This is a genomic window from Pseudomonas shirazica, from assembly GCF_015168335.1.
In the GTDB taxonomy this organism is placed as follows: Bacteria; Pseudomonadota; Gammaproteobacteria; order Pseudomonadales; family Pseudomonadaceae; genus Aquipseudomonas; species Aquipseudomonas asiatica.
The window spans coordinates 3,122,691-3,136,910 of the sequence record NZ_CP063456.1; the positions used below are offsets into that span (position 1 = coordinate 3,122,691).

Consider the following 14,220-nt stretch of genomic DNA (forward strand, 5'->3'; position numbering starts at 1 on the left):
TCACAGGCCCGCAAGCCCGAACGCCAACGGTTCCAGCTTCTTGAGCTGCTCCAGCGTCAGCGGCTTGAAGTTCTTGTCCAGTTGCAGCGCGGCGAAGCGCTCGGCCGTCAGGCCACCGTCACGGAACAGCTTGCCGCGCACCGGCCCCAGAGCAGCGTCTTGGAAGGGCGCTGGCTGCGTTTTGAGCCACTGGTAGTAGCTGAGGCTTGCCGAGACCTGCCCGCCTCCATCCGCGCCAACGGCTGCCCGCGTAGCACCTCGCCCGAACAACGCCGACAACCTGGTGATTGGCGTGATGGTCGTCCGACAGTGGATGTGAAACGGCGGCACAGGTCCCTTCCCCATCGCGTATTCGCGCCCATCCAGGCTCCGGCATTGCACACTGGTCTTCCGGTCCAAGGTGGCGACGATCCGATAGCCAGGCACCACATCGGCATTCGCCTTGAGCGTTTCCAGGCGCGCGGTGGTGGCCACATGGTGGACTGCGGTCTGGACGACTGCCCGGGCACTCCGGTTCGTGACCGCCAGTACGCCGTCCGTGAAGTTCTGCGCCGCGGTACCGCGCACCGCCTGGGTGATCTCGGCGTTGGTCTGGCCCTGCACGACACCCATCCGGATGGCGTTGGTGACCCTGTCCGCTTCAGTGCGGGTCCATCCGTTCAGGAAGGGCTTGAGCAGCTTGCCACCATCCACCCCGGCCACCTGCAGGGGCTGCGTATTGATCGCCGCCCGGATCAGGGAGTCGGCTGGCATAGCCGCATCTATCAGCAGCGCCTTCGCCAGGCTGCGGCCTTCGAATGCAGCTTCGTACTGCGCGATATCCACCAGGTCGGACTGCATCCGGTCGCTAAAGGCCTTGTAGACTTCCAGCAACTTGCCGCCCACCCGACCAAGAAACTCCTCAAGCCGGCTCCGGCCGTAGGTGGTCAGTTCCTTGCGGGTGAGCTGATCGCGGACGTGGGTGTCAGCGCGGCGCAGGTAGGCCTCGAATTTCTTGACCTCGCCAGCCTTGAGCCGCTCAAGCAGCACCGAGTGGCGGCTGACCTGCTCCAGCAGCTTCTCGTCCGCCGTTTGCTCCGGTTTCGTCGCCATCTTCTCTGTCCAAGTTCACGCCGCCAGCGCCGTGATGGTCGCCGATCAGGTCGGCCTCTTCGTCATAGGGGCGCTCGGGCAGCTTTCCAGTGGTCAGATACTGCCAATACGTCTCGGCGCTGATGGTTCCGGCCATGACACTCTTCTGCAGCTCAGCCAGCACTTGGGCGTCCACCACCGGCATCACAAACTCCGGCTTGACCTTGAATGCGACTTCGTCCGGGTTGTAGCCCGTCCATTCCGCTGCGTATCGCAGGGCCTGCTCAATGCCGGCCGCGGCGGTAATGACGATGCTATGTAGCGTGGCGTGCTGGTCGTTCTGGCGTGTCTTGCGGGCCTCGCCCGACTCCGTGCCGGAGACGTCCATGACCTTGGCGCCAGCCTCAAGGGCTGCGTTCTTCTGGTCTTCCATCGCGGTGCGGACGGCCTGTATGCCAGCGCCTTGGAACTCCAGATAGCCGCATTGGCCGTTCGGCCCGAGATCCCAGGCCGCCGATGGCCCGGTGACGCTGAGCTCGACGCTCTCGTCCAGGCCGGATACCCACGGCTGCGGGTGGCTGGTCTGGTGCAGCGCTGTGAAGTAGTCGGCGCTGAGCTGGTAGGACTTCAGCGCGGCCCGGGCCATGGTCAGCAGCGGGATCTCATCCACATCCGGCGAGTTGTCGGTGGAGCCGCAGTAGATGACCGGGATGTAGCCCAGGCCGCGCACCAGGTTGTTGCTGCCGTCGACGGTGCCCAGCGGGCGGTCGTCCTCGATCAGCTCGCCGGCCTCGTTGCGCACGCCCGTGCGGCAGACCGCGCCTTCCATGTAGAACTCGCGATAGACCGTCTCGCACTCGTGACTGTAGCGATCCTGCTCCTTGCGCCGGAACTCGCGGAACACCGATAGCACCAGGTCCTGGCGCCCCCCTTGGTCCGCAGTATCCCAGTTGATGGCGTTGCGAACGGCGTAGGTTGCGAAGTATGGCTGGCCCGTGTCATCGACGTTGACCACCAGTGGCACCCGGCCATGGGAAATAGCCTGGCGCACGATCCGCAGGAACAGCTGGGTCAGCCCGAAGCCATCGGCCGTGGCGTTGTCCTCAAGCCCCTTCAGGCCGGCGGGCAGCTTCACCTCGGGAATCAGCCGCGAGACCAACCCCATCATTGAGCGCAGCGAATCCCGCACCCAGTGTTCGTACTGGGCCCGGGCGGTGTAATTGAGGTACAGATAGGCATTACCGGCACCGTCTAGCTTCTCGGCCTCAACCATGCCGCTAGGCTTTGGCAGGTTACGCGGACTGCGCTTGATCGCGCCCTCGCCCTCCAGGGCGTCATCCATCATCCGCCACTCTTCAATGTGAGCGTCGTAGTCTGGGTTGGTGGATTGAACAGGCATTACGCCAAACCTCCGATGCGGCGGGTGCCGGCGGACTGAGTCTTGATCGGGAACCGCTTGGCAATGAAGTAGCCCGCGGCGTCGTTCATGTGGTCGTACCCCTTTTTCGGATCCTTGTCCGGCTCGCCCTTGTCGGTGTAGGTCTGCCGCTCCAGGCACTGGGTAAGCTGGGGACACTGGTCGATGTTGACCTTCAGGCGCCGCTCACCGTATGTGTTGAGGAACATGGCGTTGACCGCGTTGATGCGATCCTTGACGCCGGGGTTCTGCGAGTCGACCACCACGGTGAAGCCCGCCTTCTTGAGCAGGGACAGGTCCGATTCACTGGCGTTCTTGCTGCTGGTGTTCTGGCCGCTGGCGTCTGGGTACACGGAAATGCTGTGACCGGAAAAGCGAACCTTGATCTTCTCGATCATCTCGGGCGTATCCCGCACCGAGTGGAACTCATCCAGCGCCAGCGGCAGGCCGTCCCGGACCACATACACTACGGCGGCCATCTTCATGACGTTGAAGTCCATGCCGATGTGCAGCGCCTCGCCTGGCTTGATGCGTTCACTAGTGCAGCACTCGGCGCGGTCAAAGGTGTAATAGACCACCCCGGCATAGTTCTCGAACCCGGCCTCATACTCCTGGCGGAACGTGCGCGGGTCCATCTTGCGGCGTGCGGCGTCCAGCTCATCGGCCGGGACGTTGCCACCCTGCAGCGAGGTGTATTGCCAGCTCTTGTGATCCGGCTCCCCGCCGGGCTGCCCGTCGCGGTAGGTGTCGTAACAATGGTTGAAGCCCTTCGGAGTGCCGATCCGCAGCGCATGCCCGCCCTTTCGCGACTCGCCGGTCTGAGGAATCGTGTACTGACAGGTCGAGAGCATTGGCCTGAGCACTTCTTCCCAGGCTGCCCACGGGCAGTCCGCCCATTCGTCCACCAAGACAAAGAACAGGCCGGAGCCCCGCAGGTTGTCGTAGTTGTCCAGACCGACCACGCGCATGATGTGGCCGGACTTCAGAGTAATCGAGCACTCGGTCTCGTTTGGCCGGGTAGCGCGCCAAGCTTCGGGGATGGCTTGCTTCAGTCGGCGCCAGAAAACCCGCTTGGCCTGCTTGAACGTCGGCGCGCCATACCAGATCTCATCCTCAACGCTCACGCCCCACTCCGCAGCCAACCGGGCCGCGCGGCGCATCTCAGCCTTGCCGAGGAAGGTCTTGCCGAATCGCCGGCCACACACCGCATCACGGAAGCGTGCCTCAGGCTGGAAGCCCCAGACGTAGATGTTCGCCTGCTTCGGCGTCAGCTTCACCGGTTGGTCATAGGTACGGGGTAGTCGGGACACCTTCGTCTGGCTCCAGCTTGTACTCAGCAACGGCGTGCTGCTGGTCCGCCCGGGAGCCCAGGGGCTTGTCGGGTTCTAGCTTGCGGTTTACGTACATGTCGCCGCATTCCTTGGCGGCTTGCTCGTACAGCTGGGCAGTCAGCGCCAAGTTGCGCATGTTCTCGGCCTTCTCGGCCATTCGCCCAAGTCCGCGCAGACGGAACGCCCGGTTAGCGATTGGGATGTCTGCGGTCTCTTCACGAAAGCGCTTTCGGCATTCGTGGAAAAGGTCAGCCCACTTTTGGGCTAGGCCTCTGCCTGCATACTTAGTGGGGTCATGCGACTCGCACTGCTGGCGACTCACCTCGACCCCGAATTCCTTCTTGACGGCCTCCACCACCTGGCTGGGTGAATCGAAGCAGGCCAGAGCCTGAACAATGAAGGCTTTGACCTCGCTTCGTAGTGCTGCCATGGGTTTGTCATCCGTCAAAACCTGTCAAAAATCAGGCCGACTTGAGTAGGCAGGTTCCGCAGGCCCTCGAAATGTTGATCTTGGCCACCTCAGGCGGCCGGATTGCAGCGTCGATCAGCTGCTGTACGTCATGCCCGGCACCGTAGCGCCTCACCACACCGACGAACTCCTCCACATCGTGGCCACGCAGCGTCAGGCTGGGCAGTCCGTCCTGGGTGAACTTGGGCGCGCCGTACTGATCGAGCTTCTGGGCAATGTGGTACAGCTCATGTTCGATGAGGGCGCAGAACTCGGTGTCGGAGCACTGGGAGCAGTAATCCGCAGCCAGGGTGATGACGAAGCCCGGTACCTCGCCGAACCAGTCGATCATCTGTTGCTCTTGCCGAGCCTTCTGCCATCCGCCAGCGCGGAACATCACCGCCTCGGCCTGCCCTACCACGGTTCGCCCTTGCTTCTCGAAGCAGGCTGAGGCCCACAGGAAGCGCAGCGGCGCGTCGATCAGGTGGGCATGGTCAGGGTTATGCAGCTCGCCACCCTCACCGAGGATCGCATCCTGCACCCACTCGCCAACCTCGGGCGCCGGCTGGAGCCTGGTGCCGAGCATCGATAGCTCGGTCAGCTCAAGGAGGTCAGATGGAGGAACTGGCCGCGCCATGCTGATCCACCCTCTGTGTCCTGACCCGGCCGCCAGTGCTGGTATCGCGCCGCGCCGCCATCTCGACGGCCTTCTCGGCTGATGCGCCCATGTCCATTGCAGCGAATGCGTATGGCGTGCCGCTGCCAATGGCGTACGGTCGGTCTGCCTTGAGTGGCGACTTCCACAGGCCGGTATCGTCATCCACGGCAACCATCATCAGCTTGCCGTCGTGAAGGACGATCGCAGATGCGTCGACCTTCCCCGATGGAGCGGTACCGAAGTAGGCCCCCACCAGCGCGTCATAGTCGCAGACGGCGCCAGTCAGGAAGAACTTCACACCGTCGCGCTCAATGCACTTGTCGCAATCATCGTCGGTGATGAGGTCGCCTCGGGTGACGCGAGAGTCGTAGGCGATCACGCCGTCCTTGTATGCGATGGTGGTCATTCGCCCTGCTCCAGCCGCTGACCAGAGATAACCTCGCCCAGGCTCAGCCCGTGGCGGGAGCGGCTGGACTCGATTCCATCAGCCTGATCCTTTGCCACCATTGCATCGGCAACCAGATCGGCCTGCTGGCCACTGGCGAACTCGCCGACCACGCTGGATTGACTTGGCCCGGATAGCATCTCGTCCGTGGTGGTAGGCGATTCGTAGCGGGTCACGATGTAGCGGGTCACCGGGCGAACCTGGTATTCGGTCTTCATGGGGATTCTCCGGCCTGCGCACAGGCTGAGTGATGACGCGCCACAGATCGGCGCATTGGGAATTTGTGGCGCCCTACCCCGGCTGGAACACATGGCCGCGCCGGGCGACCGCATACAGGACAATCCCCAGCTTGAGGATCACGCCGTACAGGGTGGGCACATGGCCGTTCATGGCCAGGACGAACGAGCCGAACGCACCGATGGCCACCAGGTAGAACGCGACGGCCAGTAGTGGCGCATCCATCGGCTTGATCCGGCGCAGGTAGTCGCACGCAGCGATCACCACCAGCACGCTCAGGAAGGCATTGGCGCCGATCAGCATTGAAATTAGGGTCGAGCTCATCAGGTAGCTCCCTTGGCTCCGAACTGACCCACGAGCGACTTCAGCACCGGGATGATGTTCATTGCCAGAAGGCCTATCAGAAAGGCCACGCCGTATTGGGTTTCTCCGCTTGCGCCAAGGCTGAAGTAGCTGATGGCGAGCGGGGTGCAGAAGACTGCCGATGCGAAGCCGGTGAAGAAGGCAGCGACCGCCTGGCCGCGGGTGAGCCCCCGCAGGAAGGTCAGCGAGAGGATCGCTCCTGCGAAGCCGCCAATGATCACGCCGTACTTCACCAGCAGGACGCCGGCAGTCGTGCTTGCTGGTTCGGCCATGAGTGGTTCCTAGAAGAAAAGGCCCGGAGGGGAGGCCCTATTGAGGGACCGGGCAAAGGTGCGGAGCAGCACTTAACGAAATTGGAGCGGATACAGGGACTCGAACCCTGAGCCTCCGACTTGGAAGGACGGCGCTCTAACCGATTGAGCTACATCCGCTGATTTGCGTGTCTTCCCACGCCGCCCGCCGAAGACCATCGCAGCGCTGGCACCCCAATGCACCAGTCTCGCCGATCCGGTCTCGCGCCACCCTGAAAGCATGTGAGGTCAGGGTGCGCGGGCTGCCGGTGTTTTTCCGTTGCACTGCACGGGCCTCGCGGCCGCTATCCGGCTAATCAGTGTCCAGGCTGTCCCGTTAGGGCCTGCCCTGGCTGCAGTTGCATTTCTTGCTGGAACAAAAATCCCGGCGCTTGGCCGGGACTCTTGAGGCCCTCTTCGGGCAACAAAAAACCCGGCTCATTGGCCGGGTTTCTTTTCGTCACTCCTCAACACGCGCAGGAATGACAGGATGGAGCAAATTTACGACATGGCGACATGATATTGCAAGCCCTTTTGAGGGCCTTTTCACGCTGCCTCGTCGAACAGCACGCCAATCGCTTCAAGCATGTGCTGGGCCTCGGTCAGCGCCTCGTTCACCAGCGACTCCAGAGCGCCCTTGATTGCCCGGTTCCAACGCTGGTAGGTGCGCTCAGTCAGGCCTTGGGAATCCCAGTTGGTCATGTCGTAGTTCGACTCGGCCAGGACGATCATCTCCCCCGGTTTCACCTCGGCCACGGCACGGGCATTCTTGTTGGCGCGCTCAGCAGCGGCAGCAGCAGCCTTGTTGCGCCAGTCCCACTGCCCCTCCCGCTCGTTCTCGCGCGGGTCAGGCGCCTTGAACTGGGGCACCTTGCGTTGCATGCCCTTCGTTTGCTGAGGAACCGCCCAGACCAGAACTGCCTGCTGAGTGAAGCGCTTCGGCGCCGGGGTGGGCACGATGGCGACCAGGCGGCCGATGGAATCAATCTTGCGCCCCTTGTGCGTGCTGTACTTCGCCACGAGGGCATTCCAGTGTCGCGGGCTGAGCTGGGCGTGCAGCAACTTGTGCACGATAGAGTCAGCCAGCAGAGCGGCATCCTTCCCCGAGATCTCACCTTTGAGCTTGCTGGCCTGCACGCGCGGCTCGACATTGCACCCGCCGGCGCTGTTGATTGTCTCGGCCGCCAGGGCTCGAACGACTGCGGAAATTACGTTCTGATAGCTCATTGCTTGCCCCCTGCCCGCTTGGCCTTGCTCAAGATGAATTCTTCGTAGCTGCGCTTGCGGCGCACTGCGCCTGCCCAGGACAGCGCCACGCCGGCCACCACCATGAGGGCGGCCATAATCAAAAACCCCCACGCTGGCGTCATGCCGCTTGCTCCTGAGCCTGGATACGGACGCGCACTGCGCCGCCCTTGATAGTTTCCTTGCTCACCCTGATCTGCGTGGCAAACACGTTGTCGTCGATGCCCAGGGCATCTGCCAGGCCGTCACGGCCCGCCTTGAACATCGCCAGCAGGTTGTCGTCGTCGCGGCGGCGGCGATCCGGTGGCAAGAACTCGAGCATGAGCAGCGCTTCACCCTCGGGTGCCTGGATGCCGGCCTGCTTCGCCAGCAGGTGGCAGGCTGCCCGGTACGACTTGGCCGCCTTGCTCTTCTCTCTCCAGTGCACCCGGGCGTTCGGGCTGCATGCGGCCGGCGGCCACGGTAGTGTCAGTTCCTTCATGCGGCCCCCTTGATGGTCAGAATGCCGGCCCGGATCAGGGCCTCATGAGTCTCAGCGATCGCCCGTGGCATGTCGGACCAGTCCACCTCGCCCTTCCCCCGACCATCGAGCACGTCGTGACAGGCGCTGCAGGCGTATACCGCCACGGTGTCGAAGCCCTTCATGCCCATGCCCTTCTGCCCGCAAGGCAGGTGAGCCAGCACGGTGGTCTCCGGGTTGAAGTTGCAGGTGCCGGGGATGCGGACGGTGCAGTCCTGGCCGCGGGCGCTCTCTCGCACCTTCTTGCTTACTACGCGCATGGCTCGGCCTCCGATGCGTAGATGATCCCTGCCGCAACTGCCTTAGCGACCAGTTCCGTGCGGTTGGAGGCCCCCAGGTGCAAGCGAGCGTCTGCCATCCTGCTGGTGACCGTTCCCGGCGAAATGCCGAGCTCGCGAGCGATCTGCTTTCCGCTCTTTCCTGTTGCGGCGAGAACCACGCACTGCACCCCGCGCCGCGTCAGGCCATGGCCATACAGCCCTCGCCAGCCGGGCGCTGCGAAAACGCCTTGGTCCTTGTTGCGCTTGAGATTTGCTTCCTGGCTCTTCATGCCGCCTCCTCGCTCAGCAGATCACTGAACACCACGCCCTGCGGCGCGAACTCGGCCACGATGCGGTCCGTGTACTGGCAGCCCTGGGCCCGGTCGAACAACCGAGTGACCGGGAACCCATCTGGCCCGAACATGGCGCACGGCCCCATCAGGCGCAGCTTCACCTCATACGGCAGGTGGATGAACGACTCGGCCCAGCCGGTGCGGAACTCATCGCAGCCAGCGCGCATGATCGGAACGCCGAAGTGCAGCTTGCAGTACCGGCGCACATCCTCGATGTCGCCCATCTCGGTGCTCTTGGCGATGCGGTCGTACATGGCGAACCACAGGGCGTTCTGGTCCAGGGTGCGGTCCTTGCCCGGGCGCATGGTGACCACGACGAACTTCTTGTCGCGGAACAGGCGGGTGAGCATGGTTACGGCCTCGGAGAGCTTGGCCTGGCAGTTGACGCTGATCTTCTCGCTCATGCGAACCTCCCGTGAGCACCATGCCCGCGCAGCCATTCGCCGCGCTCATAACCCTGATTCGCGCCGGTGTAAGGGCATTGTGTCCAAGCGGTACCGGATGAAGCGGCCTCAAGACCCTCTGCAAATGGCGATTTGTACGGCTGATCTTTGCCAGTTAGCGCCTTGATGATTTCGGCTTTGTCGATGGTCATGGCGCCACCTTCCAATAGCTTCCCTCAGCTACCACCAGTCCGCGCCGCTTAAGACGCTGAAGCGACTTGCTGATAAGGCTTCTGTCGAGCCCTAAGTGCGTGGCGCAGTAATGGGCGCATGCGCCATCTCTGCCTCGGTAGTAATCCAAAACGGCGTTGTCGATTCGCTCGCGGCTGATTTCGCGCATCTTTTTCGTGTCAGTCATGGCTTCACCTCGACCTTCAGGCCCTGGGCCTCGATGGCCGCGCGCACAGCCTTCATCAGCTCGACATCGTCCACGTGCAGGAAATCGCTGTGGTCGTTGTACACCTCATAATTCGCAGGATTCGGCAGTTCCACCACCACGGACTCGCGGGAGGCCTGCCAGAACACCCAGGCTTCACCCGTGGAGCCCCAGTAGTAGGACTTGCCATCAGATGCCAGACGAAACTCATCGTCTGACCAATCCAGGACATCGCGGGCGAAGCTCTCGAACTGCTCGCGGCTGATGTCGCGCATCTTGTTGGTGTCCATCAGTGCTTCTCCTTGCTGCAGTCGTTGCAACCTGGGCGGCAGATCCATTCGAGATGAGGGTCACCTTCGTGGCGCTCGATGCGCTCCACCGTGTCACCCCGGCGTACGCACTTGGCCACGAATTTGGCGGTGTCCTTCTCCTGGCCCTCGTCATCCCAGCAGGAAGCCGACACCTTTCCGCAGGCGCGGCGGGCGATGTACTGGTGACCCAGGAATTTGCGCTGCTCGGTCATACGCCCTCCCCGGCCGGCTGACCGGCGCGCTCAAACTCAACGTGATACCCGCGCTTCTGGGTGCCATCGGCCATCACGACACGGCGGTCTGCGCCCTTGGTCATGCGGACAATTTCCCGGCCTTCCACAACCTGTGCAAAGCCCTCGCTCTTGAGCTGGGCAACTGTGATTTCTTGTGCAGGGGTCATTGGACTGGCTCCCAAACTTTCACGCTGGCTTTCTGGCTCTGGCGCTTCATGTCCGCAGTTCCGGCGCCGCCGGCAAAGGCAACAACCCCTACCGTTTCGCCAAGTTGTGCGCCGATACTGATCGCCGCTTTAAGCATCTCGGCATTTCTCCTCGGGCCAGCCGCCCTACCGTGCTTCTTCCAGTTGGCGTGATAGGTGATGTGATCAACCCCAGCAGAGGCTGCCCATACCAAGGCGTGGCGATCAGCACCAGGGGCTCCTCCGTTGAGCAATACGCTGATCGGGGTTTTACGGTGCAAAGCGTCCAGCACACTTACAACGAACGCGCCATCAGCGAAATCTCGGCCACCACATGCGATAACGATCATCAGACTCCCTCCTTGCCGCGGTGCGATTCCCACTCGAACGGGACAACGATCATTCCGCCCTCGCGCAAGCGGTCGACACAGCGCTCGCCCATGGCCATTGGAAGCTGGCTGCCATCCAGGTTGGAGATCACCACGGTGGGCTTCACCTGCTCGTACCGACCGTTGATGATCGCGAACAGGGTCGTCAGCTCGAAGTCGCTCGGCTGCTCCTTGCTCACGCCGACTTCGTCCAGCACCAGCAGGGATGGCTCGATGAGGCTGGCCAGGATGCTCGCCTCGGTCGCCTCGCTGGAGCGGTCGTAGGTGGCGCGGATGGCCTGCAGGATCGAACCTACCGTGCGGTACACGGCTGAATGCGAGGTGTTGCGCATCAGGTCGTTGGCCATGCCGGCGCCCAGGTGGGTCTTGCCGGTGCCTGGCTTGCCCAGCAGCACCATGCAGCGCCCGTTCTCGGCGATCTGGTCGAAGGTCTTCACATAGTGGCGGCAGAAGCGCAGGGCCTCAGCCTGGCCCTTGTGCTCGGCCTTGTAGTTCGCCAGCGAGCGATCAGCGAACCGCTTCGGGATCAGCGAGTCGCCCAGCTTGCGGGAGATCGCCAGGCGCACGTTCAGGGCCTGCTCGGCCTCTGCGCGGGCTTCGCGCTCCTCCTTGGCGATTCGGGCGCACTCAGGGCAGTGGCTTCGCAGTGCCTTGCCCAGCAGCATGGTGACCTTCTGCTCGAAGGCGCCGTGCTTCTCGCACTCGGCTGGCTGGATGCGATCAACAAGGGATGACTGGTTGATCGGGGTGACTTTCTCAGAGCGCATAGCTGCCATCCTCCCGGCGCTTGAGGCCGCTGGTGTAGTCCTTGTCGTTGAAGCCGTGGTGGCGGCTACTGCCATTCGCCTGAGCACCCGGCAGCACCTTCTCCGGGAACAGGCCGGTCCAGCCGTTGCTGATCGACTGGTTGATCACGGCGTCAGGTGCGTGGTGGCCGGCCAGGGTCTTGGCTTGGCGGTCGCAGGTGGTCTTGGTCAGGCGCTTGCCGATCTCGCGGCGGTGCTGGCACCAGTCGGCCCATACGGAGGGGGTAACGTTGGTCGGGCAGGCAGTCAGAGGGTCGAACTTCGAAGCCTTGCGCGAAGCGGTCGAGGACGCCTTGGCGGCCGCGCGCTCACCCTCATTTGTACTGTTGCTCTTTGTATTACTCTCCTCCGCCTTTTCCGAATAGGGGTCACCGCCTTTTCCGAATAGGGTCACCGCCTTTTCCGAATAGGTATTCGACTTTCCGAATAGGTTCGAAAGGCGCACCCGGCGCTCGACGACCTGCCGACCGTCGCGGATCAGCTCGACCCGCAAAAGGCCCTTGGCCGACAGAGCGCTGATGATCTCGGACACACGGGAGCTCGACAGGCCGAAGAACCTGGCGAAGTGGCTATTGCTGGCATAGCAGCCGCGCACAGGGTCTTGCAGGCTACCGATCTCGACCATCATCACCTTCTCGGTTATCGACAGAGAGTGATCGAGCCAGACTTCGGCAGGGATCCAGACGCCTTTGAATTGACGAGGGATGTCGGTCATTGGCCGCGCTCCTTGGCCATAGCAGCGTCGATGGCTTCGTCGAGGGTTTCCTCGTTGAGAACCAAGTTCTGCGGGGTTTGGCCGGCGAACACGCCGCCCTGACTGATCGTGTCGAGGTTGCGGTGACGGATCCAGCGATAGCGATCTGCGTATCGCTTGAGCCCAGCATTCTCCGCTTCGAGTCGGTCATGGTCGGCCCGCATGAACAAGAGCTTTCCGCCAGCTTCGGTCAGGCGCTCGGCGTAGCTGTCGCGCTGGAGCTTTGCTGTTTGATAGGCACCTTGCATGGTTCCAGATCCAGAGCACTCACCGCACGTGGCCTCGACGTAATGCGCGTCAGGGGTTGAGTCGGAAAGAGTCCATTCCTCACCCGAGCCGTTGCATGCCGGGCAGTAGTAGCCGAGCGCCGCCTTCGACGCATCCCAGCCATTCCAGGCCGATCCTACGTCTGGAATGGAATCCCAAACGGTATGGCCGGCATCCGATATGGCGTCATCCAGCCACTTGTTGAAGTCAGGGTCATTCCACCGCTGACGATCTTGCTCGCGGCTTCTCATGCTGCACCCCGCACGGCCTTGTCGTGGGTGTGCAGGCCGTCCCAGTTCTTCTTCATGGGCAGTTGGCCGGCCAGGTACAGCTCGTACAGGCGTACAGCGCCCTTGCGCAGCAGCACAGGCGTGAAGGAGATGAACGGCTCTTTGCCGTGTGGGGCGACCTCGTGCTGATGCTCGGTCATGTACTTGTCGCGGGCGTACGAGCCGACCCGCCAGCGGGTGCCGGACTTGCTCTCGTTGTAGAGCCAGCTGCGGCCTTCGAGGAAGTGACCCACCTGCATCACATTGACCCCATTCAGGCCCTTGCAGAACTGGACATGGCTCATGCCTTCCTTGAACAGGTTTTCCAGGTGGTCGATCTTCTTGGCCTGGGCCTCGACTTGGACGGTGAGCAGGACGCGGGCTTTCTCCGACTCCAGGGCCATCTGGAGGATTTCCAGCTTGCTGAGATCGGCGGGCTGGGCCGGGGCGGCTTTCGCCAAGCGCCAGAACTCCTTGACCAGGCGCTTCTTGAAGTCGCGGACTATCGAGGTGTTGCGCATGTAGGTGAGCAACAGGGTCGCTTGCTGCTCGTTAAGCAACGCGATCTCGCGGTACTGGGCGCCGCCAGCGGTTTCAAAGGGTTCGATTTGAAATCTGACCCCTCCGAATTCGCTGAAATCGGCCTGATACTTGCGAACCAGCGCGATCACGCTGGCGTGCTCGTTGTCAGTTTCGCGGGCGACGGTGACGGTGCTGGTGACAGCTTCGCCATCGAACACCGTGACAATTTCCGTGCGCGCCACGAAATCGCGGTTCGCATTTTGTGGCGCCGCCCTGGACAGGGCCTGTACACTTTGGGTCTGCATAGGTAAGATTCCTCAACAGAGTTTTTCGTTATGCAGAGAGCCGGGCCGCAATCCCGGCTTTTTTGTCTCTGCGATTTGGCGTCCCTTATGAGGGACTGGCGCCCGGGTCCCTAATTAGGGATCGGACGGTTACCTCGGCGCCGCGAACGGCACCACGTTGTTGCTCTTGGGCTGCCCCCGCTGCGCGAGGAAGTGCGTGGCCTTCTTCAGGATCTGCGCGGCAAGCTCGTCGGTGCTGACACCAACCTCCTCCGCCCAGGCCTCCAGGTCCGCGAAGTCATTCCGGCGGAATCTGGCAATCTCCACGTCGTGCTGCACTGCTTCATTCGCAGGTGACATGCGTCCTCCCATGACCTATTCAGGCCCTGGCCTTCTTCTCGTGGATCAGCGGCAGGTGGCCGTGCTCTTTCTTGAACGCCAGCGCGGCCAGGATGATTTCCCGGGCTAGTACGCTGTGCTGAGCCTTGAGCTCCAGGGCGTACCCCTTCAGTTCGTTGAAGTCCTCGTCATCCAAGCGGACCTTGACCTGGTGGTCGTGTCGGTGTGCTTTGTCGTCGTAGGCCATCGGGCGATCCCCTGGATGCTTCGGTCGTTTGTGGTTGAGTGTTATGAGGGCCTCCGCCCTACCCTGAAGAGTCCCTCGCAGAGGCCCTCATTGGGGTCACCAACTGCAAGACTTTGGCCTTCCTGCGGCCAACCACTGATAAGGCCCCACTGGCTAC

The 14,220-nt window shown here is 62.5% G+C and carries 27 protein-coding genes and 1 tRNA gene; all 28 read right to left on the bottom strand.

The genetic code is table 11. The features are described 5' to 3' along the window. Entirely contained in the window at window positions 1–1,092 is a 1,092-nt protein-coding gene (locus IMX18_RS14240) for a minor capsid protein (RefSeq protein WP_217190666.1), read from the bottom strand. Beyond that, window positions 1,019–2,470: a DUF4055 domain-containing protein gene (locus IMX18_RS14245; RefSeq protein ID WP_217190665.1), complete on the bottom strand. Its 1,452-nt coding sequence runs from the start codon at window positions 2,468–2,470 to the stop codon at window positions 1,019–1,021. The genes IMX18_RS14240 and IMX18_RS14245 overlap by 74 nt, the downstream gene beginning before the upstream one ends. Further along, a complete protein-coding gene (locus tag IMX18_RS14250) occupies window positions 2,470–3,798 on the bottom strand; it encodes a phage terminase large subunit family protein (protein WP_217190664.1) in 1,329 nt (442 codons plus the stop codon). The genes IMX18_RS14245 and IMX18_RS14250 overlap by 1 nt, the downstream gene beginning before the upstream one ends. Then, window positions 3,773–4,249 carry a DUF2280 domain-containing protein gene (locus tag IMX18_RS14255; protein WP_217190663.1) on the bottom strand — a complete coding sequence of 159 codons (477 nt, stop codon included), beginning with the start codon at window positions 4,247–4,249 and terminating at the stop codon, window positions 3,773–3,775. Before IMX18_RS14255 ends, IMX18_RS14250 begins: the two co-directional genes overlap by 26 nt. A gap of 31 nt (window positions 4,250–4,280) precedes the next feature. After that, window positions 4,281–4,904 carry a putative metallopeptidase gene (locus tag IMX18_RS14260; protein WP_217190662.1) on the bottom strand — a complete coding sequence of 208 codons (624 nt, stop codon included), beginning with the start codon at window positions 4,902–4,904 and terminating at the stop codon, window positions 4,281–4,283. Continuing rightward, a complete protein-coding gene (locus IMX18_RS14265) occupies window positions 4,879–5,331 on the bottom strand; it encodes an Ntn hydrolase family protein (protein ID WP_217190661.1) in 453 nt (150 codons plus the stop codon). Before IMX18_RS14265 ends, IMX18_RS14260 begins: the two co-directional genes overlap by 26 nt. Then, window positions 5,328–5,588: a hypothetical protein gene (locus tag IMX18_RS14270; protein WP_182942788.1), complete on the bottom strand. Its 261-nt coding sequence runs from the start codon at window positions 5,586–5,588 to the stop codon at window positions 5,328–5,330. The genes IMX18_RS14265 and IMX18_RS14270 overlap by 4 nt, the downstream gene beginning before the upstream one ends. Before the next feature lie 73 nt (window positions 5,589–5,661). Next, the gene (locus IMX18_RS14275) at window positions 5,662–5,931 is read right to left on the bottom strand and encodes a hypothetical protein (protein ID WP_217190659.1); all 270 of its coding nucleotides are present in this window, start codon (window positions 5,929–5,931) and stop codon (window positions 5,662–5,664) included. Next, the gene (locus tag IMX18_RS14280) at window positions 5,931–6,242 is read right to left on the bottom strand and encodes a peptidase M48, Ste24p (protein ID WP_217190657.1); all 312 of its coding nucleotides are present in this window, start codon (window positions 6,240–6,242) and stop codon (window positions 5,931–5,933) included. Before IMX18_RS14280 ends, IMX18_RS14275 begins: the two co-directional genes overlap by 1 nt. An 82-nt stretch (window positions 6,243–6,324) precedes the next feature. Then, window positions 6,325–6,401: transfer RNA gene (locus tag IMX18_RS14285), tRNA-Gly, on the bottom strand. Between the two features lie 405 nt (window positions 6,402–6,806). Further along, a complete protein-coding gene (locus tag IMX18_RS14290; protein WP_217190655.1) occupies window positions 6,807–7,487 on the bottom strand; it encodes a hypothetical protein in 681 nt (226 codons plus the stop codon). Continuing rightward, window positions 7,484–7,630 (bottom strand): hypothetical protein, encoded by a 147-nt coding sequence (locus tag IMX18_RS14295; RefSeq protein ID WP_217190653.1) that lies wholly within the window; start codon window positions 7,628–7,630, stop codon window positions 7,484–7,486. Before IMX18_RS14295 ends, IMX18_RS14290 begins: the two co-directional genes overlap by 4 nt. Then, the gene (locus tag IMX18_RS14300) at window positions 7,627–7,986 is read right to left on the bottom strand and encodes a RusA family crossover junction endodeoxyribonuclease (RefSeq protein ID WP_217190651.1); all 360 of its coding nucleotides are present in this window, start codon (window positions 7,984–7,986) and stop codon (window positions 7,627–7,629) included. The genes IMX18_RS14295 and IMX18_RS14300 overlap by 4 nt, the downstream gene beginning before the upstream one ends. Continuing rightward, window positions 7,983–8,285, bottom strand: a complete 303-nt coding sequence (locus IMX18_RS14305; protein ID WP_182408140.1) for a nuclease domain-containing protein — start codon at window positions 8,283–8,285, stop codon at window positions 7,983–7,985. Before IMX18_RS14305 ends, IMX18_RS14300 begins: the two co-directional genes overlap by 4 nt. Then, window positions 8,276–8,575 (bottom strand): response regulator transcription factor, encoded by a 300-nt coding sequence (locus IMX18_RS14310; RefSeq protein WP_096010387.1) that lies wholly within the window; start codon window positions 8,573–8,575, stop codon window positions 8,276–8,278. The genes IMX18_RS14305 and IMX18_RS14310 overlap by 10 nt, the downstream gene beginning before the upstream one ends. Next, a complete protein-coding gene (locus IMX18_RS14315) occupies window positions 8,572–9,042 on the bottom strand; it encodes a NinB/YbcN family protein (protein WP_217190649.1) in 471 nt (156 codons plus the stop codon). Before IMX18_RS14315 ends, IMX18_RS14310 begins: the two co-directional genes overlap by 4 nt. Next, window positions 9,039–9,233, bottom strand: coding sequence for a hypothetical protein (locus tag IMX18_RS14320; protein ID WP_217190646.1), 195 nt, complete (start codon window positions 9,231–9,233; stop codon window positions 9,039–9,041). Before IMX18_RS14320 ends, IMX18_RS14315 begins: the two co-directional genes overlap by 4 nt. Continuing rightward, the gene (locus IMX18_RS14325; protein ID WP_024086965.1) at window positions 9,230–9,439 is read right to left on the bottom strand and encodes a MarR family transcriptional regulator; all 210 of its coding nucleotides are present in this window, start codon (window positions 9,437–9,439) and stop codon (window positions 9,230–9,232) included. Before IMX18_RS14325 ends, IMX18_RS14320 begins: the two co-directional genes overlap by 4 nt. Next, the gene (locus IMX18_RS14330; protein WP_217190644.1) at window positions 9,436–9,747 is read right to left on the bottom strand and encodes a phiTE_015 family protein; all 312 of its coding nucleotides are present in this window, start codon (window positions 9,745–9,747) and stop codon (window positions 9,436–9,438) included. The genes IMX18_RS14325 and IMX18_RS14330 overlap by 4 nt, the downstream gene beginning before the upstream one ends. Continuing rightward, window positions 9,747–9,980: a hypothetical protein gene (locus IMX18_RS14335; RefSeq protein WP_217190642.1), complete on the bottom strand. Its 234-nt coding sequence runs from the start codon at window positions 9,978–9,980 to the stop codon at window positions 9,747–9,749. The genes IMX18_RS14330 and IMX18_RS14335 overlap by 1 nt, the downstream gene beginning before the upstream one ends. Continuing rightward, complete coding sequence (locus IMX18_RS14340) at window positions 9,977–10,168, bottom strand: hypothetical protein (protein WP_217190641.1); 192 nt, start codon at window positions 10,166–10,168, stop codon at window positions 9,977–9,979. The genes IMX18_RS14335 and IMX18_RS14340 overlap by 4 nt, the downstream gene beginning before the upstream one ends. Then, window positions 10,165–10,536 carry a DUF2493 domain-containing protein gene (locus IMX18_RS14345; protein ID WP_217190640.1) on the bottom strand — a complete coding sequence of 124 codons (372 nt, stop codon included), beginning with the start codon at window positions 10,534–10,536 and terminating at the stop codon, window positions 10,165–10,167. Before IMX18_RS14345 ends, IMX18_RS14340 begins: the two co-directional genes overlap by 4 nt. Beyond that, window positions 10,536–11,342 (bottom strand): ATP-binding protein, encoded by an 807-nt coding sequence (locus IMX18_RS14350; protein ID WP_217190638.1) that lies wholly within the window; start codon window positions 11,340–11,342, stop codon window positions 10,536–10,538. The genes IMX18_RS14345 and IMX18_RS14350 overlap by 1 nt, the downstream gene beginning before the upstream one ends. Beyond that, window positions 11,332–12,096, bottom strand: a complete 765-nt coding sequence (locus IMX18_RS28075; protein ID WP_225903896.1) for a helix-turn-helix domain-containing protein — start codon at window positions 12,094–12,096, stop codon at window positions 11,332–11,334. The genes IMX18_RS14350 and IMX18_RS28075 overlap by 11 nt, the downstream gene beginning before the upstream one ends. Beyond that, complete coding sequence (locus tag IMX18_RS14360) at window positions 12,093–12,653, bottom strand: DnaJ-like cysteine-rich domain-containing protein (RefSeq protein WP_217190636.1); 561 nt, start codon at window positions 12,651–12,653, stop codon at window positions 12,093–12,095. The genes IMX18_RS28075 and IMX18_RS14360 overlap by 4 nt, the downstream gene beginning before the upstream one ends. Continuing rightward, window positions 12,650–13,498, bottom strand: coding sequence for a Rha family transcriptional regulator (locus tag IMX18_RS14365; RefSeq protein WP_217190634.1), 849 nt, complete (start codon window positions 13,496–13,498; stop codon window positions 12,650–12,652). The genes IMX18_RS14360 and IMX18_RS14365 overlap by 4 nt, the downstream gene beginning before the upstream one ends. Window positions 13,499–13,627: 129 nt before the next feature. After that, a complete protein-coding gene (locus IMX18_RS14370; RefSeq protein ID WP_217190632.1) occupies window positions 13,628–13,837 on the bottom strand; it encodes a hypothetical protein in 210 nt (69 codons plus the stop codon). Window positions 13,838–13,856: 19 nt separating this feature from the next. Then, complete coding sequence (locus IMX18_RS14375) at window positions 13,857–14,063, bottom strand: hypothetical protein (RefSeq protein ID WP_019097751.1); 207 nt, start codon at window positions 14,061–14,063, stop codon at window positions 13,857–13,859. Window positions 14,064–14,220 lie beyond the last annotated feature (157 nt).